Origin of the sequence: Streptomyces sp. NPDC058697 (genome assembly GCF_042715345.1) — a bacterium.
GTDB lineage: Bacteria > Actinomycetota > Actinomycetes > Streptomycetales > Streptomycetaceae > Streptomyces > Streptomyces liliifuscus.
This window is the reverse complement of record NZ_JBHXSU010000001.1, coordinates 398,977-423,892: the sequence shown is the minus strand read 5'-3', so window position 1 is coordinate 423,892 and position 24,916 is coordinate 398,977. Positions and strand designations below refer to the sequence as shown.

General features: G+C 71.9%; 16 protein-coding genes and 1 riboswitch. Of the genes, 11 read left to right on the top strand and 5 right to left on the bottom strand.

Annotated elements, in window-relative coordinates; genetic code table 11:
* The first annotated feature begins 11 nt into the window (after positions 1 to 11).
* Positions 12 to 575 (top strand): RNA polymerase sigma factor, encoded by a 564-nt coding sequence (locus ACFWXQ_RS01885; RefSeq protein WP_383942075.1) that lies wholly within the window; start codon positions 12 to 14, stop codon positions 573 to 575.
* A complete protein-coding gene (locus ACFWXQ_RS01880) occupies positions 568 to 1,605 on the top strand; it encodes a CU044_5270 family protein (RefSeq protein WP_383942073.1) in 1,038 nt (345 codons plus the stop codon). The genes ACFWXQ_RS01885 and ACFWXQ_RS01880 overlap by 8 nt, the downstream gene beginning before the upstream one ends.
* Here the strand turns inward: ACFWXQ_RS01880 and ACFWXQ_RS01875 are convergent, their stop codons facing one another.
* Positions 1,606 to 2,454 carry a bifunctional 5,10-methylenetetrahydrofolate dehydrogenase/5,10-methenyltetrahydrofolate cyclohydrolase gene (locus ACFWXQ_RS01875; protein WP_383942070.1) on the bottom strand — a complete coding sequence of 283 codons (849 nt, stop codon included), beginning with the start codon at positions 2,452 to 2,454 and terminating at the stop codon, positions 1,606 to 1,608. It abuts the gene before it with no gap.
* A 20-nt stretch (positions 2,455 to 2,474) separates the two neighbouring features.
* A riboswitch (ZMP/ZTP riboswitch) is annotated at positions 2,475 to 2,561 on the bottom strand.
* A gap of 212 nt (positions 2,562 to 2,773) precedes the next feature.
* Between ACFWXQ_RS01875 and ACFWXQ_RS01870 the strand changes: the two genes are divergently transcribed.
* Positions 2,774 to 3,010 (top strand): hypothetical protein, encoded by a 237-nt coding sequence (locus ACFWXQ_RS01870; protein WP_383942067.1) that lies wholly within the window; start codon positions 2,774 to 2,776, stop codon positions 3,008 to 3,010.
* Between the two features lie 21 nt (positions 3,011 to 3,031).
* Here the strand turns inward: ACFWXQ_RS01870 and ACFWXQ_RS01865 are convergent, their stop codons facing one another.
* On the bottom strand, positions 3,032 to 3,406 hold the full coding sequence (locus ACFWXQ_RS01865) for a nuclear transport factor 2 family protein (protein ID WP_383942064.1): 375 nt from the start codon (positions 3,404 to 3,406) through the stop codon (positions 3,032 to 3,034).
* Between the two features lie 186 nt (positions 3,407 to 3,592).
* Between ACFWXQ_RS01865 and ACFWXQ_RS01860 the strand changes: the two genes are divergently transcribed.
* Entirely contained in the window at positions 3,593 to 3,889 is a 297-nt protein-coding gene (locus tag ACFWXQ_RS01860; RefSeq protein ID WP_189842815.1) for a hypothetical protein, read from the top strand.
* A 140-nt stretch (positions 3,890 to 4,029) separates the two neighbouring features.
* Positions 4,030 to 4,257, top strand: coding sequence for a hypothetical protein (locus ACFWXQ_RS01855; RefSeq protein ID WP_383942059.1), 228 nt, complete (start codon positions 4,030 to 4,032; stop codon positions 4,255 to 4,257).
* Positions 4,258 to 4,563: 306 nt separating this feature from the next.
* Here ACFWXQ_RS01855 and ACFWXQ_RS01850 read toward each other — a convergent pair whose 3' ends face one another.
* From ACFWXQ_RS01850 to ACFWXQ_RS01840, 3 genes are all read right to left on the bottom strand, one after another.
* Complete coding sequence (locus ACFWXQ_RS01850; RefSeq protein WP_383942057.1) at positions 4,564 to 5,802, bottom strand: hypothetical protein; 1,239 nt, start codon at positions 5,800 to 5,802, stop codon at positions 4,564 to 4,566.
* A 131-nt stretch (positions 5,803 to 5,933) separates the two neighbouring features.
* A complete protein-coding gene (locus ACFWXQ_RS01845) occupies positions 5,934 to 7,034 on the bottom strand; it encodes a polyprenyl synthetase family protein (protein ID WP_383942055.1) in 1,101 nt (366 codons plus the stop codon).
* Positions 7,031 to 8,194, bottom strand: coding sequence for a tetratricopeptide repeat protein (locus ACFWXQ_RS01840; RefSeq protein WP_386267295.1), 1,164 nt, complete (start codon positions 8,192 to 8,194; stop codon positions 7,031 to 7,033). Before ACFWXQ_RS01840 ends, ACFWXQ_RS01845 begins: the two co-directional genes overlap by 4 nt.
* 900 nt (positions 8,195 to 9,094) lie before the next feature.
* Between ACFWXQ_RS01840 and ACFWXQ_RS01835 the strand changes: the two genes are divergently transcribed.
* The 6 genes from ACFWXQ_RS01835 to ACFWXQ_RS01810 all read left to right on the top strand — a co-directional run bounded on the left by ACFWXQ_RS01835 (position 9,095) and on the right by ACFWXQ_RS01810 (position 24,914).
* Entirely contained in the window at positions 9,095 to 16,291 is a 7,197-nt protein-coding gene (locus tag ACFWXQ_RS01835) for an SDR family NAD(P)-dependent oxidoreductase (protein WP_383942049.1), read from the top strand.
* A gap of 1 nt (position 16,292) precedes the next feature.
* Complete coding sequence (locus ACFWXQ_RS01830; protein WP_383942046.1) at positions 16,293 to 21,329, top strand: beta-ketoacyl synthase N-terminal-like domain-containing protein; 5,037 nt, start codon at positions 16,293 to 16,295, stop codon at positions 21,327 to 21,329.
* A gap of 125 nt (positions 21,330 to 21,454) precedes the next feature.
* Entirely contained in the window at positions 21,455 to 21,709 is a 255-nt protein-coding gene (locus ACFWXQ_RS01825; RefSeq protein WP_383942088.1) for a phosphopantetheine-binding protein, read from the top strand.
* Between the two features lie 3 nt (positions 21,710 to 21,712).
* Positions 21,713 to 22,561: an alpha/beta fold hydrolase gene (locus ACFWXQ_RS01820; RefSeq protein ID WP_383942043.1), complete on the top strand. Its 849-nt coding sequence runs from the start codon at positions 21,713 to 21,715 to the stop codon at positions 22,559 to 22,561.
* Complete coding sequence (locus ACFWXQ_RS01815) at positions 22,558 to 23,814, top strand: glycosyltransferase (protein WP_383942040.1); 1,257 nt, start codon at positions 22,558 to 22,560, stop codon at positions 23,812 to 23,814. Before ACFWXQ_RS01820 ends, ACFWXQ_RS01815 begins: the two co-directional genes overlap by 4 nt.
* Positions 23,811 to 24,914, top strand: coding sequence for a class I SAM-dependent methyltransferase (locus ACFWXQ_RS01810; protein ID WP_383942037.1), 1,104 nt, complete (start codon positions 23,811 to 23,813; stop codon positions 24,912 to 24,914). The genes ACFWXQ_RS01815 and ACFWXQ_RS01810 overlap by 4 nt, the downstream gene beginning before the upstream one ends.
* The last annotated feature ends 2 nt before the right edge of the window (positions 24,915 to 24,916 follow it).

Sequence of the window (24,916 nt, the reverse complement as noted above, 5' to 3'; positions counted from 1 at the left end):
ACCTACGGAACATGAGCAACGACGAGACCTTCGCCGCTGCCTATCGCGAGCACTACTGGGCGGTCAGCCGGTACGTTGCGCGGCGACTGGACGGGCGGACGAGTGAAGTCGAGGAAGTGGTGGCGGAGGTCTTCACCGTCGCCTGGCGACGCCGTTCCGACCTGCCCGCCTCCCCTCTTCCCTGGCTGTACGGCGTGGCACGCAACTGCCTGTCCAACGCGGTACGCGGCTACGGACGCCGCCGGCGACTCGTCGACAGGCTCGGTCACGACGAGACCGCGCACGGCCGGCAGATCGTGGACAGCCCCGACTCGGAGCGGCCCGGCGCCTGGGTGCACGAGGCGCTGGCCCGGCTTGCGCCCGCCGACCAGGAGGTTCTGCGGCTCACCACCTGGGAGGAACTCGGCATCGACGAGGTCGCCGTGGCCCTCGGCTGCGGCAGCAGGGCGGCGGCGATGCGGCTGCACCGGGCCCGCCGTCGGCTCAGAGCCGAGATCGACAGCATGCGCACCGCCGTGGCCGCCGGTCCCACCACTCCTCGCCGCGACACCCCGAAGGAGCAGCGCCATGGCTGACGAACTCGAACTGCTGCGCCGCGCCAACCCGGTGCCGTCCGGCGACCCCCGCTTCGGCGACGGACCGCTCGGCCACGACGCCGAGCGCCGCCTCAACCAGCTCGTGGGCCCGGCGGCCGACGAGCGCCCGAAGCCGGGCCGTTTCCTGCCCGGCGGTGCCAGCCTCGGCCGGCTGCTGCGCGGCCCCCGCCCCCGTCGTACGCGTCTGGTGTGGGCCCTCGCGACGACCGCTGCCGTCGCCGTGACCTCCCTCGCCCTTCTCCTCGCGGGACCGAGCACCACCCCCGCGGTGGCCGCACCGCGCCCGCTGGTGGTCCGGGCCGACTCCACCCCCGTACCGCTGGACCGGCTGGCAGAGCGGGCCGACGCGGCCGCGGCGGACGGTTCGGCCGGGCTGCGCAAGGGCACGCATGTGCAGTCGTGGAGCATGGGCATGTCGGAGGACAAGCCTCCGATCACGCTCCCCGTGGAGCGCATCGTGCGCTGGAACGCGGACGACAGCCACACGGAACTGGTCGTCGCGACCGACCCGCGTCACCCGGGCCGTCCGGTCTTGTCCGACGAGGACGGCGATTCGCGTCTCGTCGACGACGGTCACGTCATCAGCGAACAGACCTTCCCGCCGAGCTGGAGCGATGCCCCGCCCGAGTCGCCGCCCCCGCACGACGCCGAGCGGCTGCGCGCCTATCTGCAGGAGGCGCAGTACACCGACACCCCCCTGACCACGCGCGAACTGCTCGACGCCACACGGTTGTTGCTCGACACCTGGACCCTCGGCACCCGTGAGGTCGCGGCCCTCGCCCGGCTCCTCGCGGACGCCGACGGGCTGCGGCCCGTCGGCCAGGTGACCGATCGGCTGGGCCGGCACGGTCAGGCGTACGTGTACGACGGCACCGGCTACCACCGGATGCTGATCATGGATCCGGTCAGCGGTGCCGTCCTCGGCCTGGAGAGCACCGCCTCGGTCGCCGAGCCCGAGTACGGGCTCAGGGCGGGTGACGTCGTGGACTACAGCGCGTGGATGCGGTGATCAGGCGCCGGTCTGCCGCGTGGCCGCCTCGACGGTCTGGGCCAGCAGCGTGGCGATCGTCATCGGACCGACGCCGCCCGGTACGGGAGTGATCAGCGAGGCCCGCTCCCGTGCGCTGTCGAAGTCGACGTCGCCGATGTTGCCGGGGTTGTAGCCGGCGTCGACGACGACCGCGCCCGGCTTGATGTCCTCGCCGCGGATCAGGCGGGGCCGCCCCACCGCGGCCACCACGATGTCCGCCTCCCGCACGACCGCCGACAGGTCGGCCGTGCGCGAGTGGCAGTACGTCACCGTGGCGTCCCGGCCGAGCAGCAGCATCCCCACCGGCTTGCCGAGGATCGCGCTTCGGCCCACCACGACCGCCCGCTTGCCGGCCGGATCGACGTCGTACTCGTCCAGGAGCCGCATGATCCCGCCGGGCGTGCACGACGCGAAGCCCGGCAGCCCGAAGCTCATCGCGGAGAACGACGCCAGAGTGACCCCGTCGACGTCCTTCTCCGGAGCGATCGCCTCGAACGCCGCGCGCTCGTCGATGTGGTGACCCATCGGGTGCTGCAAGAGAATGCCGTGCACGGCCGGGTCGGCGGACAGCGCGGTGAGCGTGCCGACCAGCTCGGCCGTCGTTGTCGCGGCAGGTAGAGCCACGTGCCGCGACTCGATACCCGCCTTGCGGGAACGGTTCTGCTTCATGCGTACGTACGTGACGGAGGCGGGGTCCTCACCCACCAGCACGGTGGCCAGACAGGGTGCCACTCCGGTGCGTTCGGTGAGGTCGGCCGCCCGCTTGGCCGTCTCCTCGACGATTCGCCGGGCGGGACCGGTGCCGTCCATCAACTGGGCCTGGGACATGAGCCACTCCTGAGCGTCGTAGAAGATGCCCAGGCGCGCGGCGAAGACGTGTGCGTCGGGCCGCTCCCCGGTGGTACTCCACCTCAGCGCCAGTCACGGCCTGCGACCACAGTACGCTCCCGCTGGTATGCCGTTCTTCTGCGGGCCGTCCGTGGCTGGTCGCGCAGTTCCCCGCGCCCCTTACGGGGCTTGGTCGAGGGTCAGGAGTCCTCCTCCGGCCCGGCCGTCGGGTCCAGGCCTGCCAGGAACCGATGCCGGGGACGTTCCCCGCTCGGGCGCCGAGTGCGGTCGCCCGGGTCCAGCGCTCCCGTGCCCGTATGTGGTCCAGGTCGTCGTGGCCGACCGACGCCGGGTCCACGTACGGCTCACCGAGGCGGGATACGACGCGTTCGAGCGGCACGCGGCCTGCGAAGAACATGGCGAGAACGCGCTGCTCTCAGTGCTGTCAGAAGGAGAGAAGCGGACACTCGCCGACCTGCTCCGGAAGCCGGTCGAGGCCGCAGAGGCCGCCCCGGACGGCTCCGAGCCGAAAAGGTCCAGGTCAGACGGGTCGTGATCCGGACCCCCGGCATACCCCTCACTGCTCTACGTCGTCCCATGCCTGCAGCACCGTCTGGCCGACGATCTTGCCGTCGCGCAGCGACATCATCGAGTTCGCGAGCACCCTGGTGCCGTCCGCGTACTGACAGGACTCGGTGAAGGCGACCTGGTCGCCCTGGACCACACACTGTTCCAACTTGTGTGTCATGTCGCGGCTGTAGACGTCGTCGAGCATCTCGCGGATCTGCTCGCGGCCGTGCATGACCTTGGGATGGCTGGGCTGGGTGTTGCGGTCGACGACGCGCATTTCCGCGTCGTCCGCGTACAGCGACAGGAGCGCCGACGCGTTCTGGCCTTCGATGCCCCGGCGCAGCGCTTCGGTGTCGAAGCCGGGGTTTTCCGCAGTGCCCATGATGGACCTCCTTGTGGACCACTGGCGAAGGCCGCGGCCCGGTACGGAGCGGGCCGCAGTGGGCCTCTCCCTCTGAGACTCCTCCGGCGCGGCGGCCACGGCAAGCGCAGCCGGGCCGATGAGCCTGTCGGGTGAGGGGCCGGATGCGGCCGTGTCCGTGGGCGGCCCGCCACCGTTGCTGAAGGCATGATCTCAACACGACGTATCGTCGCCGCCGTTGGCCTCGCCGTCGGCGTCACGGGCCTTGCCGTACCGTCCGCGAGCGCTGCCACCACCCCGGAGACGGGAAAGGTGAACCCCATCGCGATGCTCGACTCGCTCGCGGTGAGCGACCTTCCCGCGGAGCACAAGGCCCAGATGCCCAGGGTCTCCGACCAGCTCGACAAGCTAAACGAGCTGAACGGCCTCTACCAGCTGGAGCAGCTCCACCAGGTGACCGACCTCGCGGCCCCCGCCATGGGACTGGTCGGGGCCGTCGAGTAGAGCCGTCGCGTAGCGAACGGCCCGGTCCGTCGGCGTGCGTCTCGTGGGGAGGCGCACGCCGACGTCGTTCTCGGCGAATTTCCGGCGGCCCCCAGTGGCCCCCGGATGCGCGCCGGGGCGGTCCGGGTGAGGCTGAGGGCATGCCGGAACATCCCGTAGTGATCATGCACCCGCCGCAGGAGGAAGGCGGGCGGCGCGTGACGGTCCACGGCGAGTCGATCGGCGTCGCCATGAACCTCCCGGACGTCGTCGAGTTCCTGCGCCGCGCGGGCCTGGAATTCGACGAGAACGAGGCCGCGGTGTCACCCCTCATCGAATGGCGCGGCGGAGGCCCGTCCTACTGGGGTCCGGAGCCGCGCCGCCCCTGACGGCCGTACGCAGGTGAGAGGGCGCGTGTAGGGGCCCACGTCCTTCCTCGGTAGTACCTCGTCCACGGCGACTGCCGCCACGGGACCAGGGCGAAGGCCTCCATGGGCACGATGTGCGGGACCGCGGCGGCGCGGAGGCTGGTGGTACCAGGAATGAGGAGGCCGCCATGAACCGCCGGATCCGCATCCGTCCCACCCGCCGCACGACGACCGCGCGCGACACGACGATCGACCGCAGGACCCCCTCGGGCCGCCTCCTGCCGTACTGACCGCCCTGCCGACTGCCGGACCGACCCCCGGCGGACGTCAGCAGATGGTCTGGGTGCTGTTGACCAGGGTGTTGTTGCGGAACGTGGTGTTGATACCGCAAGGGCTCTCCCTGATCGAGGAGTTGGTCACCCTCAGGTTCTGGACGGTGATGTCCGAGTTGTTCGGGAATTCCGAGCGGGCGGCCAGCCGGATCTCGCCGCCGCCCGTGACACTGCCGCTCTGGGCGGCGAGGTTCACGTTGTAGCAGTTCTCGATCAGGATCGCGTTGTTGCCGGTGTCGGAGATGGTGACGCGGTCGATGGTCGCGCCGCCGCTCTCGGAGACGCAGAAGACACCCCGCCCGCCGCCGCGCGCGACGACCTCGCCGACCCGCACATTGGTCGGGTACGCGCTGCCGATCCGGCCGTTGCGGTTGGCCATGCGGAAGGCCGCGTAACCCGTACCGGCGCCCGCGCCGTCCGCGTCGACCTTCGTGACCGTCGCGTTGACGGTCTGGTTCAGCAGGAGACCGGACTCGCCCACGTTGCGTGCGGTGACCGTGCCGATGGTGAGGCCGTCGACCCCGTACGTCTCCACGGCGTGGCTGCTCGCCCCGGAGACGTACACGTTGTCGATCCGGACATTGCGTGTCCACTGGCTGGTGTCGCCGCGGTTGTCGATGCGTACGCCGAGACCGCGGGAGAGACGCATGTCGATCTGGCCGAGCACGACGTTGGTGACGTTGCGCATGAAGATCCCGTACAGCGGCGTGCCGGTGAGGTTCAGATGCTGGACCTCGATGTCCCGGGCGCCGCGTGCGTAGACCGGGGCCTGGTCGCCGGAGCCCGAACCGGTGACATTGATGGTGCCGCACACGTCGAGCACGGTGTAGCTCGGCAGGGAGACCCGGGAACCCGCGCCGATGGCGCCCGAGCCGCGCACCACCACCCGTTCCTTCGAAGTACGGCCCGCCGTAAGGCTGTTGACGGCCGCCTGCATCGCGGCCCGCATGTCGGTACCGGTGTACGTGACACTGCTGCCCCGCCGGGCGGTCCAGGTGCTGCCGTTCAGCACGGCCTCGGCCTGGTACGAACCCTCGCCGCACGCTGCCGCCGCCTGTCGCGGGGCCGCACTCGCGGGGGCCGTGAGCAGGGCTGCCCCGGTGAGCAGGGCGGTCGCGCATGCGACGGTGACGCCGGCCCGCCTCCCGCGGGCTCCGGCGGCCGTGGGGGGTTCGGTGGTCCTGCTGGTCCTGCTGGTTTTGTGGATGAGGTGAGGTGCGGCTCTGCGTCCCATCTCGTCTTCTTCTCCTGTGTGGGGGTCCACCGCCCGCGCGACAGCGTCGCAGCAAGCGTTTTCTATGGCGGGCGGTGAGTGTGGCAAGGGCTTTCTGCGGCGTCAAGAGGTCGGTGTGACAAAGGAGTTGGTCACATCTCGCGACGTACGAGGAAGGCCAGCAGCGCACGCAGATCGTCGACCGCGCGCGGAGCCGTGGGGAGCGCGTGCGGACCCGTGGGGAGGCCGTCGAGGCACGCGTGGACGTGGGCGATGTGACGGTGGGCCTCGGCCAGCGCGGTGCTCCGGCCACCTGCCTCCTCGATCAGGGCCGCGGCCCGGCGGGCGGCCGCGTCGTCGAGGTCTTCGGTCCCCTCCAGTAGGCGGGTGAGGGGGCGGTCGGCGGCCGAGGTGTCGAGAGCCGCCAGAACCGGGAACGTCTTCTTGCGCCGACGCAGGTCCGCGTGGACCGGCTTGCCCGTGACGGCGGGGTCGCCCCAGATGCCCAGGAGGTCGTCGATCACCTGGAAGGCCAGGCCGAGATGACGGCCCGCCCGGTCGAGCGCGGTGACCGTCTCCGCCGGGGCTCCGGCGAGTACGGCACCCAGGGCGGCGGCACAGCCCAGCAGCGCGCCGGTCTTGTGCTCGGCCATCGCCCGGTACTCGTCGGGGCGGACGGCCTCTGGACCGGTCCACGGGCGCGACTCGAACAGCAGGTCGTCGGCCTGACCGCTCACGAGGTCGTTGAGCGCGGTGGCCAGGTGACGGACGGCTGCCGGTACGTGGCTGCCGGGCGCGGAGGCCAGCGTCTCCACGGCCAGGACGAACAGGGCGTCCCCCGCGAGCACGGCAGGGCCGGTGCCGTACGCCTTCCACACCGTGGGGCGGCCACGCCGGGTCGCGTCGCCGTCCATGATGTCGTCGTGGAGCAACGAGAAGGTGTGTACCAGCTCCACCGCCACGGCCGCGCTCACTCCCGCGCGCGCGGGTGCCCCGGCCGCCTCGGCGCCCAGGACGGCCAGGGCCTGCCGCAGCCCTTTGCCGCCCGCCGCGGCGGCGGTAGGCGCGCCACCGGCCTCGCACCAGCCGAAGGAGTACGCCGCCATCTCAGCCACCCACGGATGCAGCCGCCCCACCGCCTCGGTCAGCGCGGGGCGCACCAACGCCCGGCTGCGGTCGAGGAGTTGAACGGCCCGCTCGGTATCGGCCGTGGTCGAGACGGTCGGATGCGGGGCGGAGGTCGTCACGGTCATCGCCGAACCTCCGTGCCTGCCGGGGGAGTTGCGGGGGTGCCGACAGCTGCGTCCGCGGCCGTATCTGTTTGGGTGGCGGTGGCGGTGCTGGTGGTGGCGGTCGGGGCCGGGGTGCCGGGAGTTGGCGGGCTGGTGGTCACGATGCCGAACTCCGCCTGTGCGCGAGCCACCATCTGTCGTGCGTGCCGCAGGCCGATGCGTTCCAACACCTGGGCGAGATCGGCCAGTTCGGCCGCCGTGTCGTCGAGGTCGTGGCCCAGGTGGGCGAGGGACTTGGCGAGGCCGAGCCGGGAGAGCGCCTCCCCGCGGGGCTCGCTCATCGCCCGGAACTCCGCCAGCGCCTGGGTGTAGACGTCCCGGGCCTCCGCGTAACGCCCGGCCCGGTAAAGGACGTTGCCGCGCATCTTGTGGTTGTACGCCAGCGCGCTCGACAGGTTCATCTCCCGGCAGGTCACCTCGGCCTCGGCGAGCAGACCGAGCGCGCGCTCGGCATCCCCGTCGCGGACGGACACGATGTCGGCCAGGCCGCGCAGCGCCCACGCGTGGCCGCGCCGGTCGTCGGCCCGGCCGGCGATCTCCGCGGCCTCCTCGAACATCGCGTACGCCGTGTCGTACGAGCCGGTGTTGCGGTGTATCTGAGCGATGCCCTCCAGGGCCCACACGGTGTGCCGCGCCTCGCCGCGCTTGCGTGCCTCGGCCAGGAGTTGCTCGTGCAGCGCGCCGACCGCCTCGTAGTCGCCCTGGATGCGGCCCGTCTCCGCCATGCCGGCGAGCGAGTAGCCGCGTACGACGATGTCGCCGCCGCGTTCGCCGAACTCGGCCGCGAGACCCAGCAGTCGCCAGGCGAGAGGGAAGGCGCCGCGCTGGCGGGCCAGCGTGCCGCCGCTCCACAGGGCCCATGCCATCGCGGCGGTGTCGCCGGCCTCCCGGGCCGCGCGGTAACTCGCCTTCCACGCGCGGTCGGCGTCGCCCACCTGTCCGAGCCGCCGGTGCGCCTCCGCGACCGCGAGACCCGAGCGCGCCACCTCTCCCCGTGCTCCGGCGCGCTCGGCGGCGGCCAACTGCTCGGTGCCCGCGGCCAGTACGTCGACCAGGGAGGAGTTCACGGACAGGGTGGTGAGCGCACCTTGGTACTCGGGTGCGAATGCCTTGCCGTACATGCGTGCCTTTCGGTCTGTCGATGCTCGGACGAGGCGGCGGACCTGGCTTCGCACACGTATACACGTTGTGTATACGCGATGTGTATAGTGCCCTGCTTTCCACCCCGGGTCATGTGTCCTGGGCTGACGGGTCACCGGCGCCGCCGCGCCACCTCGTTGTCGATCAAGACGTTGGTCCCGGCGGCGGGGTTGCCTCTGCGGTGTAGATCACAGTCGGGGTGGGGGAGGCGTTGTGGTGCATCCGGACCCGCGGCCTGATTGTCGTGGTCGGCCCGGAGCGATTGGTTCCCTGAGAGCGATTCGACCGATTGGTCCGAAGTGCGGTCTCCTGGTGTCGGCGGAAAGATTCCTGAAACGTCTTGCGGTTGCGGAGAGGTAAAATTCTGCTGGCTGTTCGGGGGGAGAGGGCGGGTAAAAGGGAAATCCCTGTGAATGGGCCGGAGCGGTGTCCCGTGATGGAGTCAGGTGTGTGGGGATTTGTTTCTCGACATCGTGCCGCGTGCCGATCTTCGGCGTGTCGTCTCACGGGGACTTCTCTTGCGGACATGTGAATTTTACAGAGTGGCGTTGCGCTGCCCTCCGTGTTTCACGAGGGTGAATCATTGCGCTGCTTTTGGCGGATTTGCGGCGCTGTCGTCCGGCTAGCGTAGTGACTGATTGCAATTGGCCGGGTTTTCGGTTCTTGAGGGCCGACGGGGGTCTGGCTGGATCGATTCCACGGTGTAGCGCGAGGTCGGTGCCATGTTGACCGACGGGTAACTGTGGCGCTAGCTTCCAACGGGTTGGTTTTCGCGTGGGAGTTTCCCCCGACGCCGCGTAAACGGTGTATGTCCGCGTGGACCAATTCGTCGTCTCCAGGCACCCCCCACCGTGCAGTCTCACCGATTATTTCGGAGAATCATGACGTCTGCTGTGCGCGCCGAGGACATGATCATTGGAATCACCCCGTTCGGTGAACCCGAAGCCAGGCTTGCCGCAGCGGTCAGCCGTGCGGGCGGCCTAGGGGTACTTGACCTGGGGGTCGGTGACCGAAGAGCCAGAGAGGCGCTGGCATCCCTCCGGCGGTGGGCACCGGGACCGTTCGGAGTGCGGGTCGGAGCGCACTGCCGGATCGCTCCCGGAGAACTCGGTCCAGGGAAACTCGAGCCCGGAGAATTCGCTTCCGGAAAGAAGAGCGGAAAGCCGGGAAAGCGAGAGGACGGTGGCCTCCATACCGTCGTCCTCGGCACGGATTCGCCATGGCAGATCGACGAGGTCACCGGCACGTACCGGGTCCTGGTGGAGGTCACGGACCTGGACCAGGCTCTGGCGGCGGTCAGCGCCGGAGCGCACGGTCTGATCGCCCGTGGCAGCGAGAGCGGCGGCCGGATCGGCGAGCTCAGCACCTTCGTCCTGCTCCAGCACCTGCTCGCCGAGCCCGGCGTGGACCTCCCCGTCTGGGCCTGCGGCGGCATCGGGCCTCGTACGGCAGCGGCCGCCGTGGCCGGTGGGGCGGCCGGAGTGGTCCTGGACAGCCAGCTGGCGCTGCTCGCCGGGGCGAGGCTTCCGGAGCCGGCGGCCGCGGCACTGCGGTCCATGGACGGTTCGGAGACGATTGTCATCGGCGAGCACCGGGTGCTGCACCGCCGGGGCCCGGACACGCCGCGCGTTCCGGCCGGCGATCCGCTGCTGGTGTCGGGGATGCTCGGTGCCCAGGACCCGCGTACCCAGCTCCTGCCGGTCGGTCAGGACGGCTTCCTCGCCGCCCGCTTCGCCGAACGCTGGGGCGACGCGGGCCGCACGGTCCGCGCCCTGACCGCCTCCGTACAGGACGCCGTACGCGACGACGGGCCGGCCGGGGCACTGCGCCCGGGGTCCCCGATGAGCCGGGCGCTCGGCACGCGCCTGCCCGTCGCCCAGGGGCCGATGACCCGGGTCAGCGACCAGGCACGGTTCGCCGCGGCCGTCGCCGGGGACGGTGCCCTGCCGTTCATCGCGCTGGCCCTCGCGAGCGGCGAGCAGACGCGTACCGTCCTGGAGGAGACCCGCGCCGCCGTGGCCGGCCGGCCCTGGGGTGTCGGCGTGCTCGGCTTCGCACCCGAGGAGACCAGAAACGCCCAGCTCGAAGCCGTACGGGAACTGCGGCCCACGCATGCCATCATCGCGGGCGGGCGACCGTCCCAGGCCGAGGCGCTGGAGCGGGCCGGGATCAGCACCTTCCTGCACGTGCCCTCGCCGGGACTGCTCCGCCAGTTCCTCGACGCCGGAGCCCGCCGCTTCGTCTTCGAGGGCTCCGAATGCGGCGGCCATGTCGGCCCGCGCGCGAGCTTCCCGCTGTGGGAGGCCCAACTCGCCGTGCTGGAAGACTTCTTGGACGAGTCGGACGCCGAAACGGCCGAACGCGTCGAGGTGTTCTTCGCGGGCGGCGTGCACGACGAGCGCTCGTCGGCGATGGTCGCCGCGCTCGCCGCTCCACTGACCGCGCGCGGGGCCGCCGTCGGCGTCCTCATGGGAACCGCCTATCTGTTCACCGACGAAGCGGTGGAGTGTGGAGCGGTCCAACCGCTCTTCCAGCAGCAGGTCATGGCCGCCACGCGTACCGCGCTGCTGGAGACCGCGCCCGGCCACGCCACCCGCTGTGTGCCCAGCCCGTTCAGCGAGAACTACCGGGAGTTCGAGGCGGAGTTGCGCGAGCGAGGCGTGCCCGAGCGGCGGATCTGGGAGGAGTTGGAACGGCTCAACGTCGGGCGGCTGCGCATCGCCAGCAAGGGGATCGAGCGGGACGCCACCGGCGAACTGGCGGCCGTGGCCGAGGAACGCCAGCTGTCCGAGGGCATGTTCATGGCCGGGGAAGTGGCCGTGCTGCGCTCGGTGACCACCACGATCAGCGCGCTGCACGGCTCGGTCACCACCGGCGCGGCGGGCTTCCTCGCCGCCCGCACGGCTCTGCTCCGGGAACGCCTCGGGATGGACACGGCCGAGGAGCCCGCGGCGCCCGAGCCGCTTGACGTGGCCGTGGTCGGCATGGCCTGCATGTTCCCCGGGGCCCCCGACCTCGCCGCCTACTGGGCGAACATCCTCGGCGGCCACGACGGCGTCGGTGAGGTCCCCGCCGACCGCTGGGACCCCGCCGTGCACTACTCGCAGGACACGGACGGCGCCACCCCGTCGAAGTGGGGCGGCTTCCTGCCGCGGATCCCCTTCGACCCGCTGCGCTACGGCATCCCGCCGACCTCACTGGGCAGCATCGAGCCCGTACAGCTGCTGGCACTCGAAGCCGCGCGGCGGGCACTGGAGGACGCCGGCTACGGGGAGCGGGGCCGGGGCTTCGACCGTTCGCGGACCTCCGTGGTCTTCGGCGCCGAAGCGGGCAGCGACCTCTCCAACGCCGCCACCCTGCGTGCCGTACTGCCCTCCTACTACGGGGAGGTTCCCGCAGGTCTGGACAGTCAACTGCCCCGGCTCACCGAGGACTCCTTCCCCGGCATGCTTGCCAACGTCATCTCGGGGCGGATCGCCAACCGGCTGGACCTGGGCGGCGCCAACTACACCGTCGACGCCGCCTGCGCGTCGTCACTGGCCGCCGTCGACGTGGCCTGCAAGGAACTCGTCGGCGGTACGAGCGACGTCGTGCTGTGCGGGGGCGCCGACCTGCACAACGGCATCAACGACTACGCCCTCTTCTCCTCCGTGCACGCCCTCTCCCCGACCGGCCGGTCGCGGGCCTTCGACAGCTCGGCGGACGGGATCGCCCTGGGCGAGGGCATCGCCTGTGTCGTGCTCAAGCGGCTCGCGGACGCCGAACGGGACGGCGACCGGATCTACGGCGTGATCAAGGGAGTCGGCAGTTCCAGCGACGGCCGCTCGCTCGGACTGACCGCTCCCCGCCCCGAGGGCCAGCGCGCCGCACTGGAGCGGGCCTATCGCAACGCGGGGATCTCACCTGCCGATGTCGGCCTGGTCGAGGCCCATGGCACCGGGACCGTGGTCGGGGACCGTACCGAACTGACCATCCTCAGCGAGGTGTTCACCGAGGCCGGGGCCAAGTCGGGCGGCTGCGCGCTCGGTTCGGTCAAGTCGCAGATCGGGCACACCAAGTGCGCCGCCGGTCTCGCCGGTCTGATCAAAACCGTCCTGTCCCTCTACACCGGAGTCAAGCCGCCCACCCTGCACATGAAGCGGCCGAACTCAGCATGGCAGGAAGAGGCCAGCCCGTTCGTCTTCCACGCACGGCCGCGGCCCTGGGCGGCCCCCGCCGAGGAACGGGTCGCCGGGCTCAGCGCGTTCGGCTTCGGCGGGACCAACTTCCATGTGGTGCTCAGCGCCCACACGGCCGCCGAACCGCCCGCCCATGGCCTGGACAACTGGCCCGCCGAGCTGTTCACCTTCCGCGGTACGGATTCGGCGGCGGCCCGGCGAGCCATCGAGGACGTACTCGGGGCCGCCGAGACCGACGGCCGCCCGTGGCGCCTGCGCGACCTCGCGCTGAGCGCGTCCCGCCGCGCCGACACTCGCCATGAACCGGTCCAAGTGGCCGTCGTGGCCACCGACGTCGACGAGCTGATCGGCCAACTGCGCCGGGCGCTGGCGGGGGAGCACGATCCGGCCGGAGGCATCCACCTCGCGGACGTCGGACGAGCCCCGGCCGACGGGAGCGAGCAGGCGAGCGCGAACGTGGGACAGGCGGGGGCGGACGCGGAGCAGGCACGGGCGGATGCGGTGCAGGCGAGCGTGGACGCGGGGCAGGTGCCGTCCGGTTCGCGTCGGACGGCGTCGGCCGACGGCAAGGTCGCGTTCCTCTTCCCGGGCCAGGGCAGCCAGCGGCCCGGGATGCTCGCGGACGTGTTCATCGCCTTCCCCGAGCTCCAGCACTACCTGCACCTCGGCCGCGACTACGCCGACGCGCTGTACCCGCCCGCCGCGTTCGACACGGACGCCAGGGACCGCCAACGGGCCGGGATCACCGACACCCGGGTCGCCCAGCCCGCGCTGGGCATCGCCGGACTCGCCGCCCACGCACTGCTCACCGCGGCCGGGATACGGCCGGACATGGCAGCCGGACACAGCTACGGCGAACTGGTCGCCCTCTGCGCGGCGGGCGCGATCACACCGGAGGCGCTGCTTGAGCTGAGCGCCGAGCGGGCGGCGGCGATCCTCTCGGCCGTCGGCGAGGATCCTGGAACCATGGCGGCGGTGGCGGCCGGTGCCGAAGACGTCGAACGGGCCCTGCGCGAGACGGGCGCCCCCGGCACGGTCGTCGTCGCCAACCACAACTCGCCCCGGCAGACGGTGATTTCCGGCCCGACGCAGGCGCTGGCCACCGCGGTGCAACTGCTGCGCGCGGCGGGACACCGCGCCGAACGGATCCCCGTCGCCTGCGCCTTCCACAGCCCGGTGGTGGCCGCCGGCGGAGAGCGGTTCGCCGAGGCACTCGCGAGCCGGCCCGTGCGTACGCCCGAGTTCCCGGTGTGGTCCAACCGCACGGCGGCTCCGTACGGCGACCGTGCTGACGAGATCCGCGCCGAACTCGCCGCCCAGATAGGCGCCCCCGTCGGATTCGTCGCACAGATCGAGGCCATGTACGAGGCCGGGGCGAGGATCTTCGTCGAGGCCGGCCCCGGCTCCGTACTCACCCGACTGGTCGCGCAGATCCTCGGCGACCGCCCGCACCGCACCGTCGCGTGCGAGCCGCGCCACGACAGCGGACTGCGCGGCTGGCTCGACGCACTGGCCCAACTGGCCGTGGCGGGGCTGCCGGTACGCACCGGTCGGCTGTTCCAGGGGCGCGACGCCGTCGACGCGACCCGGACCCCGGAGCCCAAACGGCCCGGATGGACGGTCGACGGGCAACTGGTCCGTACGGCCGCCGGCGAACTCCTCCCCGGCGCCCTCGCGCCGGCCCGACGCGTTGTGGAGACGACAGTGACGACGAGCCACCCGAACCACGGAGAGGGCGCCCCGGCCGACAGGGACGCGCTGATCGTCGAATACCTGCGCACCAGCCGGGAGATGGTGGCCGCCCAGCGGGACGTGCTGCTCACCTACTTCGGCGCCGCGCAGGGACAGTGGATTCCCGCGCCTGCCGCGGTCGGCACCCAGCAGCAGCCGGTACCGGCCGCCGAGCTTGCTGAGGCCCAACAGCAGGTTCCACGGCTGGAGTTGGCACCTGAGATCGCCATCCCCGAGGCGCCCGCCCCTGAGGCGGTGACGGAGGTGGTCACGAAAGCCGTCACGGAAGCGGACGTCCTGGCGGTCGTGCTGGAGATCATCAGCGAGCGCACCGGCTATCCCGTGGACATGATCGAGCCCGATCTCGACCTGGAGGCCGACCTCAGCATCGACTCCATCAAGCGGGCCGAAATCGCAGGCGAACTGGCCAAGCGGCTGGGCGCCGGGGGCGGCGTGGACATTGCCGGGCTCGACGACGCGGAACTGGAGGACCTGGCGAAGGCCCGTACGGCCGCGTCGGTGACGGGCTGGCTCGCCGCGCGTCTGGCGGGGCCCGCCGAACCGTCCGGCGGTACGGCTCCGAGTACGACTCCTGCTACGACCGGACAGCCGGCAGGGCCGGGGAACGGCACGGCGGTCGGGCGGACCGAGACGCCGGAGTCGGTGGCAGTCACCGGCGAGGCGCCGAAGCGGTTCCAGCTGCGGCCCGTGCTGCTGGAGCAGCAGGACGGCGACGGCTCGGTGGACGCGTCCGCCGTACTGGCCGGAAAGCGGTTCGTCCTCCTCGGCGACGAGAGCGAGGACGTCGCCCGGGAGGTCCGCTCCCGGCTCGCGGGGCACGGAGCCGACGCCGTGGTCCTCGGCCCGGAGCACCTGCTCACCGACGCGGACGGCCGGGTGGACGGGGTGCTGTACCTCGACTCCCTCGCCGATTCCCCGTCACTGGTACTGCCCCACGCCTTCCCCGTGTTCCAGGCCGCTCTGCGCCGGGGCCCGCGCTGGCTGCTCGCCGCCCGGCCCGCCGACGGGGACTCCCCGGGCCTCCGGTCGGCGGGGCTGCACGGCCTGTTCCGTACGGTCGCACGCGAGTACCCGGAGACCGTCGCACGGGTGGTCGACGTTGAAGACACCACGCCGGCCGCCGTCGCCGACGCGCTGCTCGCCGAACTGCTCGCGGCCGAACCGGCACCGGTCGTCCTGCGCACGGCAGCCGGTCGCCACGGACTGGAGCTCGTGGAGACACCGTTGGGTGCCCTCGGCACCACCGGCGCCGGACCGGCGGGTGACGGCGCCGCCGAGGCCGCCGCCATCGGCCTCGACCGGGACTCCGTGGTGCTGCTGGTCGGCGGAGCCCGCGGCATCACCGCGACCTTCGCCGCCGCACTCGCCACGGCCTCCCGGTGCCGTATCGAACTGCTCGGCAGGACGCCGGCGCCGACCGGATCCGAGGATCCGGCCATCGCCGCCGCCGCGGACCGTGCGGCGCTGCGTACGGTACTTGCCGCCCGCGCGGGCGGTGGCCTGACGCCCGCCGACATCAACCGCGAAGCCGAACTCGTCCTGGCCCAGCGGGAGATCACCGCAACCCTGGCCGAACTCACGGCGCTCGGCAGCCCGGCCCGCTACCACTCCGTGGACTTCCGGGAGCCGGACGCCGCGCTCCAGGCGGTGAAGGAGATCCACGCCGAGCACGGCCGGCTCGACGGTGTCGTCTACGCGGCCGGAGTGATCGAGGACCGACTGATCGCCGACAAGACCGCCGAGTCCTTCCAGCGCGTGTACGAGACGAAGACGAGCGGCGCCGAGACCCTGCTGACAGCGCTGGAGGAGTTCCCGAACGGGCCCGCGTTCGCCGTCCTGTTCGGCAGCATCTCGGCCGTCCTCGGCAACCGCGGCCAGGTCGACTACGCGGCCGCCAACGACGCCCTCCAGAGCCTCGGCACCGACTGGGCCGCCCGCACCGGCCACCGTGCCCTGACCGTGCACTGGGGACCGTGGGCGCCGACCGGCGGTCACACCGGAATGGTGACCCCGGAACTCGGACGCGAGTACGCCAGGCGCGGGATCAAGCTCATCGACCCCGAGGAGGGCACCGCCGCGCTGCTCCGTGAACTCGCCTGGGGCGACGAGTCCGCCGGAGCCGTCGTCTACACCTCGTCGGGCTGGTGACATGAACGACTTGACCGACCTGACGGATCAGGCGGATCGGGATCAGCTGAGCCGGGATGAACTGAGAGGGCGTCAACTTCCTTCTTCCGTCGCCATTGTGGGGATGGCGGTGCTGCTGCCCGGCGCCGCCGACCTCGACGCGTACTGGCGGAACCTCCTGGCGGGCACGGACGCCATCACCGACGTACCCGACGGGCGCTGGGACGCCGACTACTACCGCCCCGATTCCGCGACCGGGCCGGCCGTCGCCGACCAGGTGTACTGCCGGCGCGGCGGCTTCGTCGACGAGCTGGCCGACGTGGAGGTCACCCGGTTCGGGATCATGCCGAACTCGGTGCCCGGCACCGAACCCGACCAGCTCATCGCCCTGAACGTGGCCGCCGCCGCCCTCGCCGACGCGGGCGGCGAGGACCGGCTGCCCGACCGGCACCGCATCGGCGTCGTCCTCGGCCGGGGCGGCTACCTCACCCCCGGTCTGGTCCGCCTCGACCAACGGGTCCGCACCGCCGGTCAACTCGTGCGCACGCTCGGCGAGTTACTGCCCGACCTGGACGCCGGCCAACTCGACCGGGTCCGGGCGGCGTTCACCGAACGGCTCGGGCCCGACAGCCCAGAGTCGGCCATCGGCCTGGTGCCCAACCTCGCGGCCTCGCGCGTCGCCAACCGCCTCGATCTGCGGGGCCCCGCCTACACCGTGGACGCCGCCTGCGCGTCGTCGCTGGTCGCCGTCGACCAGGCGGTGCGCGAACTCGCCTCCGGGCGCTGCGACTTGATGCTCGCCGGGGGAGTGCACCACTGCCACGACATCACGCTCTGGAGCGTCTTCTCCCAACTCCGCGCGCTCTCCCCGAGCCAGCGGATCCGCCCCTTCCACCGCGGCGCCGACGGCATCCTGATCGGCGAGGGCACCGGTGTGGTGGTGCTCAAGCGACTGGCGGACGCCGAACGCGACGGCGACCGGATCTACGCGGTCATCAGGGGCACCGGCGTGGCGAGCGACGGCCGCGCCGCCGGTCTCGTCAACCCCGACCCCGGCGGCCAGGCCCACGCCGTACGCCAGGCCTGGCAAGCGGCGGGCCTCGATCCCGCCCGGCCCGGATCCATCGGCCTCCTGGAGGCCCACGGCACCGCGACCCCGGCCGGTGACGCGGCCGAACTCGCCACCCTGGCCGAGGTGTTCGGCCCCGGCACGGACGATGATCCCGCGGTGATCGGTTCGGTGAAGTCGATGATCGGCCACACCATGCCCGCCGCCGGAGTGGCCGGCCTGGTGAAGGCGGCCCTCGCCGTCCACCACGGAATGCTCCTTCCGACGCTCCACTGCGACGATCCGCACCCCGCGCTCGCGGCCACCCGCTTCCGTCCGCTGGAGACGGCGACGCCCTGGGAGACCGGTCCCGGGCAGCCGGTGCGCCGGGCAGCCGTCAACGCGTTCGGCTTCGGCGGGATCAACGCGCATGTCGTACTGGAGCAGGCGCCTGGCGTACGGGCCGTCCGGCACGCGGCGATCGTTTCCCCGCCCTCGCCCTCGCCCTCGCCGCCGTCCCTGCTGCTGCCCCAGTCCGAGTCCGAGTCCGAGCCCAAGCCCGTACCCCCGTCGTCCCTTTCTCGGACCGGCGCCGCGACTGTGACCGCCTCCGTCGCCGAGCCGGAGCAGGTACTCCTGCTCGCAGCCGACAGCCCCGAGCGCCTCGCCGCCCTGCTGGAGGCCGACGACTCGGCCCTGCTCGCGGCCGGTCTCGACAGCGGCCGGACGCATCCGGACGCGGGCCGGGCCCGGCTCGGCATCGTGGCCCCCACCGCCAAGCGGCTCGCCCTGGCCCGTCGGGCCGTCGCCAAGGGACGCGCCTGGCACGGCCGCAGTGACGTCTGGTTCACGCCGAGTCCGCTGCTCGGCGGCGCTGAGGACGTGAACGAGCGCGGCAGGCTGGCCTTCGTCTTCTCGGGGCTCGAAGGCGACTTCGAACCCCATGTCGACGACGTCGCCGCCCACTTCGGCCTTCCCCGCGTCCCGGGGCCCACCCGGAACATCGAGGGGGCGGCCCGGGTCTCGGACGTGGGCCGCCACGGATTCGGTGTCGTCGGCGTCGGCCGGCTGCTCGACGGAGCGCTGCGCCGCATGGGCGTCGTCCCGGACGCGGTGGCCGGGCACAGCGTCGGCGAGTGGACGGCGATGGTGGCCGCAGGGATCTACGCCGGGGACGAGGTGAGCGACTTCATGGCGTCGTTCGACCCCGACGCGCTGACCGTCCCCGGCCTGTCCTTCGCCGCTCTCGGCGCCCCCGCCGGACGCGTCCTGGAGGCCCTCGACGACGGGTGGACGGACGCCGGAATAGTCCTCTCCCACGACAACTCGCCGAAACAGTCGATGGTGTGCGGACCGCAGAACGCCGTGGAGGAGTTCGTACGCTCCTTCCGCGCCCGGGGCGTACTCAGCCAGGTGCTGCCCTTCCGGTCCGGTTTCCACACACCGATGCTGAAGCCCTACCTCGCACCCATCGAGGAGGCGGCGAACCGGTTCCGGCTGCATCCGCCGACCGTGCCCCTGTGGTCGGGAACGACCGCGGCACCCTTCCCCGCCGAAGAGGCCGCCGTACGCGACCTGTTCGTCAGACACCTGCTGGAACCGGTCCGCTTCCAGCAGTTGATCGAGGCCATGTACACGGCGGGCCATCGCACCTTCGTCCAGGTCGGCACGGGGCAGCTCGGCTCACTCGTCGGCGACACGCTGAGCGGGCGCGATCACTTGGTCGTGGCGGCCAACTCGCCCCACCGCACCGGCCTCGCCCAGCTCCGCCGGGTGGCGACGGCGCTGTGGACCGTGGGAGCGGCTGTCGCTCCGGCGCTGCCGCCGTCTGCGGCGGTCGCACCCGCGCTGCCGCCGTCCGCTGTCCGTTCCGCCAGTCCCACCGATTCCGCCAGTCCCTCCGCTTCCGCTACTGCCTCCGCTCCTTCCGTCGGTCCGTCCACTCGCTCGGCGGAGGCCGTCGAACCCGTGCGCCCCGCGCGGACGGCCCGGCCGAAGGTCCGCCTCGACCTCGGCGGGGCGCTCGTCTCGCTCGACGGCCCGGCCCTCACACAGTTGCGCACCGAGCTGTCGGCATCCCGGGCCGTGGCTTCGCCCACTCACCGAGTTCCGGCAGGGACAGGCACACCGGCCCCGAGCGACGCCGTCCCCACGGCGGTCGCCGCCGGCCCGTCGCCCCTGGAAGCCCTCGCCACGCGCATGCCGGTCGCCGCCGAACTGAGCGCGCTGTTGCGGGACACGGCCGACACGGCCGCCGCACTGATCACGGCAGGCAGCCGCCGCTCCGGCTCGGCCACGACCTCTCCTCCTGCTCGCGCGGTGCCGCCTTCTCCGGTCCGCGCCCCCGCCCGGGCAGCCGCTCCCGCCCAAGCCCCCGCGTCCCCCTTCACGCCCCCTGCTCCCAAGCCACCCGCCCAGGAATGGCACACCACCGTCCGCGTATCCCCAGAAACGATGCCGTACCTCCTCGACCACTGCTTCTTCCCGCAGCGGCCCGGCTGGCCCGATGTTGCCGACCGCTGGCCGGTCGTCCCTGCGACCACGATCGTTCACCACATCATGGAGGCGGCTCAGGACGCGGCTCAGGAAGCGGCCCAGGACGCTGCCCCCGGCATGCTGGCCGTCGCGGTGCACGGGGCCCGGTTCGACCAGTGGCTCACCGCCACCCCGGCAGTCGAGGTACCGGTCACCGCCGTCCCCGACGGCCCCGGCCGCCTCGCGGTCTCCTTCGGCCCCCGGGCTCGTGCGGTGGTAGAACTCGCAGCCGACTATCCGGTGACACCCCCGTCCCCGTGGCATACGGACCCCGCCTCCGAACGAGCCCCCGACCACACCGCGGCCCAGCTCTACGACGAGCGCTGGATGTTCCACGGACCAGCCTTCCAAGGGGTCACCGAACTCACCGCGATCGGCGATAGGCACGTACGAGGCGTGCTCACCACGCCGCCCGCCCCCGGCGCCCTGCTCGACAACGTGGGCCAGATACTCGGCTACTGGATCATGGCGACCCGCACGGAACGGACCGTCGTGTTCCCTGTCCAGATGCGGCACATGCGGTTCTACGGACCGCACCCGCGCCCCGGGACCGATGTGGACTGCCTGGTGAGGATCACCTCCCTCACCGACACCGTGCTCGAAGCCGACGTCCAACTGGTCGTCGCGGGGGAGGTGTGGGCGGAGCTCACGGGCTGGCAGGACCGTCGTTTCGACAACGACCCGCAGACCAGGCCTGTAGAGCGGTTCCCCGAGCGCAACACCCTCTCGCAGGCGCGGCCCGGCGGCTGGTCCCTGCTCCACGAGCGCTGGCCCGACCTCGCCTCGCGCGACCTGATCATGCGCAACTCCCTGAGCGGCGCGGAGCGTTCGGAGTACGAGCGGCACGCTCCCCGGGGGCGTAGACAGTGGCTGCTCGGGCGGATCGCCGCCAAGGACGCCGTACGGCAGTGGCTGTGGGACCACGGCGAAGGGCCGGTCTTCCCGGCCGAGATCCGGGTGCGCAACGACGAGTCGGGGCGGCCGTACGTGACCGGCCTGCACGGCCGGACCCTGCCGCAGCTGGACGTCTCGCTGGCCCATCGCGCGGAGGCCGGGGTCGCGATCGTACGGCCGCACAGGCCCGAGCCGGGGCCGGGCATCGACATCGAAGAGGTCGTCGAGAGGGATGCGCAGACCCTCGCAGTCGCCCTCGGCGAGGACGAGTTGAGGCTGCTGAGCGCCCGCTGTGCCGCCACCGGCGAATCGGAGGCGCTGTGGTTCACCCGGTTCTGGGCGGCCAAGGAAGCGGTCGCCAAGGCGGAGGGCACCGGCTTCCGCGGACGCCCCCGGGACTTCACCGTGCTCGAAGCGACGGCCGAAGACGCCTCCGGACACCGGCTGTTGGTCTCGGGGCGCCTCGAACGCGCGTACACCGTGCACTGCGAGCGGACCGGCAACCCGCCGGGACTGCCGGACAGGGACTACGTCGTGGCCTGGACGACCGGACCGACGGACCAAGAGGAGAGCGATCGATGAACCCGAGTCAGCCGACCGGTGCGACCGACGACGAACTCGTGCCTGCGGAACTCGTGCGTGTGGAACCCGAACCTGCGCAACTCGTGGGCGCGGACGAGGAGTCGGTCCTCGCCGATCTCACCGGCATGCTCGCGACCCTCCTTGACGAGTACGGCCTTGACGACGTCGAGGTCCGCATGGAGACCACGTTCAACCGCGATCTGGAACTGGAGAGCATCGACCTCGTGACCCTGGCGGGCCTCCTGGAGGAGCGGTACGGGGAACGGGTCAACTTCGCCGAGTTCCTGGCCGGTATGGAGTTCGACGAGATCATCGAACTCACCGTCGGCAGGCTCGTCGAGCATGTCGTGCGGAGCCTCGAAGCGGCTGAGGCGGTCTGAGCCATGGCGATGGTCGACACCGGCGACGTCCGGCTGCACGTCCAGCGGATGACCCCCAAGGCAGGGCGCCCGGTCACCGCGACCGCGGTTCTCGTCCACGGTCTGCTCACCGACAGCCTGGCCAGCTACTACTTCACCCTGGCACCGGTGTTCGCGGTGTCCGGCATCGACGTGATCATGTACGACCTGCGCGGCCACGGCCGCAGCGAGCGCCCGGAGAGCGGCTACCGCCTCGACGACCACATCGACGACCTGGAGGCGCTGCTCGACCGGCTGGAGGTGACTGGACCGGTCCAACTGGTCGGCAACTCCTTCGGCGGGTCCGTCGCCTTCGGCTACGCAGCCCGCCACCCGGAGCGTGCGGCCGGTGTCTCCCTGATCGAATCGGAGCCGGCGACCGCGGGCTGGGCGGCGACCATGGACGGAGTGCTCCAGCAGGTGCTCACCGAGCTGGCGCACAACGAGGCCGCCGCGCTGGCCTGGATCGCCGCCAACCGCAGCCAGAACACCGCCCGCCTGGCGAAGGGCGCGGCCCGCCTGGCCCGCGAGACCACCCTCGCCCGGGACATCCCGGTCAGCCAGGTCCTGACCGAGGACCAGATCCGGTCCGTACGCTGCCCGGTACTCGCCCTCTACGGTGGCGAGTCGGCCCTCGTCGAGCGGGCACCGTGGCTGGAGTCGCTGTTGCCCGACTGCCGGACCGTCGTGGTGCCGGGGCACGAGCACTCCGTGCTCGTCGAGGCGCCGGGGGCGGTCGGCGGCCACATCCTTTCCATGATCGGTGAGGAGACGCACGAGCAGGGCGTGGCGGAGCCGGGCGTGGCCGAGCTCGTGAGGGTCGAGGGCCGGTGAGCGGCTTCCTGTTCGTCGTGCCGCCCCTGGTCGGTCACGTCAACCCGACGGTGGGCGTCGCGGCGGAACTCACCGCGCGGGGCCACCGGGTGGCCTGGGCGTCGGCCGATCCCGGGCTCGTCCGGCGGCTCGCGGGGGACGAGGCACTGGTGTTCCCGTGCGCGGGACCGGTCCTGACGGGGGAGGACGGAATGCGGCCGGCGGAGCTTCGGGGTCCGGAGGCGCTGAAGTTCCTGTGGGAACGGTTCCTGGTGCCGCTGGCCGAGGCGATGGCCCCCGGCGTACGGGCGGCCATCCAGGAGTTCCGTCCCGATGTCGTCATCGCCGATCAGCAGGCCTTCGCCGGAGGACTGGTCGCCGAGCAGCTGCGCGTGCCGTGGGCCACCTCGTCCACCACCTCCGCCGAATTCACCTTCGCCGACGCGCTGACGGGCATGCCCAAGGTCGCGGACTGGCTCGACACGCTGCTTCACGATCTGCGCGGCCGCATCGGTGATCCGTCGGGCACGGCCGATCCGCGGTTCTCTCCGCACCTGGTGCTCGCCTTCAGCACGCCGGAGTTGGTCGGCGCAGGCGCAGGCGCAGGCGCGGGGTCGGGGGCCGGGTCAGGGGCCGGTGACCGGATCCGCTGGGTCGGTCCCTCGATGGCTCCTCGGCCTGCCGCTGCCGACTTCCCCTGGGACTGGCTCGACCCCGCCCGTGCCACGGTGCTCGTGACCCTCGGCACCGCCAACACCGACGTCGGGGCCCGCTTCCTCGCCGAGTGCCGCGACGCCCTCCGCGGCCGTGCGGACCGGGTGCAGGCGGTGATCGTCGATCCCGCCAACGTGCTCGGCGCGCATGCGGACCTGGACGACATCGGCGACGAGGACGACAAGGACGTACTGATCCGTTCCTCCGTCCCCCAACTCCCGCTCCTCGAACGGGTCGACGCGGTGGTCTGCCACGCGGGGCACAACACCGTGTGCGAGGCGCTGTGGCACGGCGTCCCCCTGGTGGTGGCCCCCATCCGCGACGACCAGCCAGTCGTCGCCGGGCAGGTCGTCGACGCGGGAGCGGGCATCCGGGTCAGGTTCGGTCGGGTCACCGCGCCGAAGCTGGGCGCGGCGATCGACGCCGTACTCCACGAACCCGGCTACCGCGCCGCCGCCGAGCGGATCCGTACCGCGTTCCGTGCCGCGGGTGGCGCCCGTGCGGCAGCAACTCACCTTGAAGAACTGGCCATCGGCGCGCCCTCCAAGGAGGCCCCATGAGCGACGCAGAGCACGAACCACAACAGGCCGACGCCGAGCCGGAACCCAGCCGCACCGAACAGGTCGCCGTGTTGCGCCCTGCCTACCAGGCAGACCTGGCGCGCGGCCTGGACCGGTTCTTCGAACCCCGGCGCTCCGACTGCCCCTGGTGCGGTTCGGTACGGCTGAAGACGCGTCTGCGCACCACCGACGTGATCCAGCACAAGCCGGGCCACTTCGTCCTCGACCGCTGTCAGGACTGCCGGCACACGTTCCAGAACCCCCGACTCAGCGCCGAGGGGCTGGAGTTCTACTACCGCGACTTCTACGACGGCCTCGGGGAGAAGCAGGTCGGCAAGACCTTCGGGGACCGGACCACGATGTACCGGCAGCGCGCGGAGTCCCTGCTGCCGTTCGCCGAGACGCCCAAGAACTGGCTGGACGTCGGCACCGGCCACGGCCACTTCTGCGAGTCGGCGCGGACCGTCTTCCCCGGCACGACCTTCGACGGGCTCGACTTCACCGACGGCGCCGAACTCGCCGAGCGCGAGGGGCGGGTGGAGCGGGGCTACCGCGGCAGCTTTCCCGAGCTGGCACCTGAACTCGCCGGCCACTACGACGTGGTGAGCATGTTCCACTACCTGGAACACAGCACGGAGCCCGGCCGCGAACTGGAGGCCGCGCACCGGGCGATACGGCCCGGCGGCCATCTGCTCATCGAGGTCCCCGACCCCGACAGCCGCTATGCCCGCCTCCTCGGCCGCTGGTGGCTGCCCTGGCTCCAGCCGCAGCACCTGCACCTGGTCCCGGTCGAGAACCTGCGGCGCAGACTGACCGACCTCGGCTTCACGGTGGTGGCGGAACAGCACGCCGAACCGCACGATCCGGTCGACCTCCTCGCCGGCACCTGGCTGGCCCTCGACACGGCCGCTCCACGCGAGGACCTGCCGTGGCTGCCGCACCCACCGAACCGCCGGCAGCGGACACTGCGCACGACGATGCTGATCGCCGGTGTTCCCGTCCTGATCCTGGCCACCCTGCTGGACCGGTTCGTGATCAGACCTCTGTCGCACCGGCTGGGTCTGTCCAACGCCTACCGGCTCCTGGCGCGCCGCGACTGACA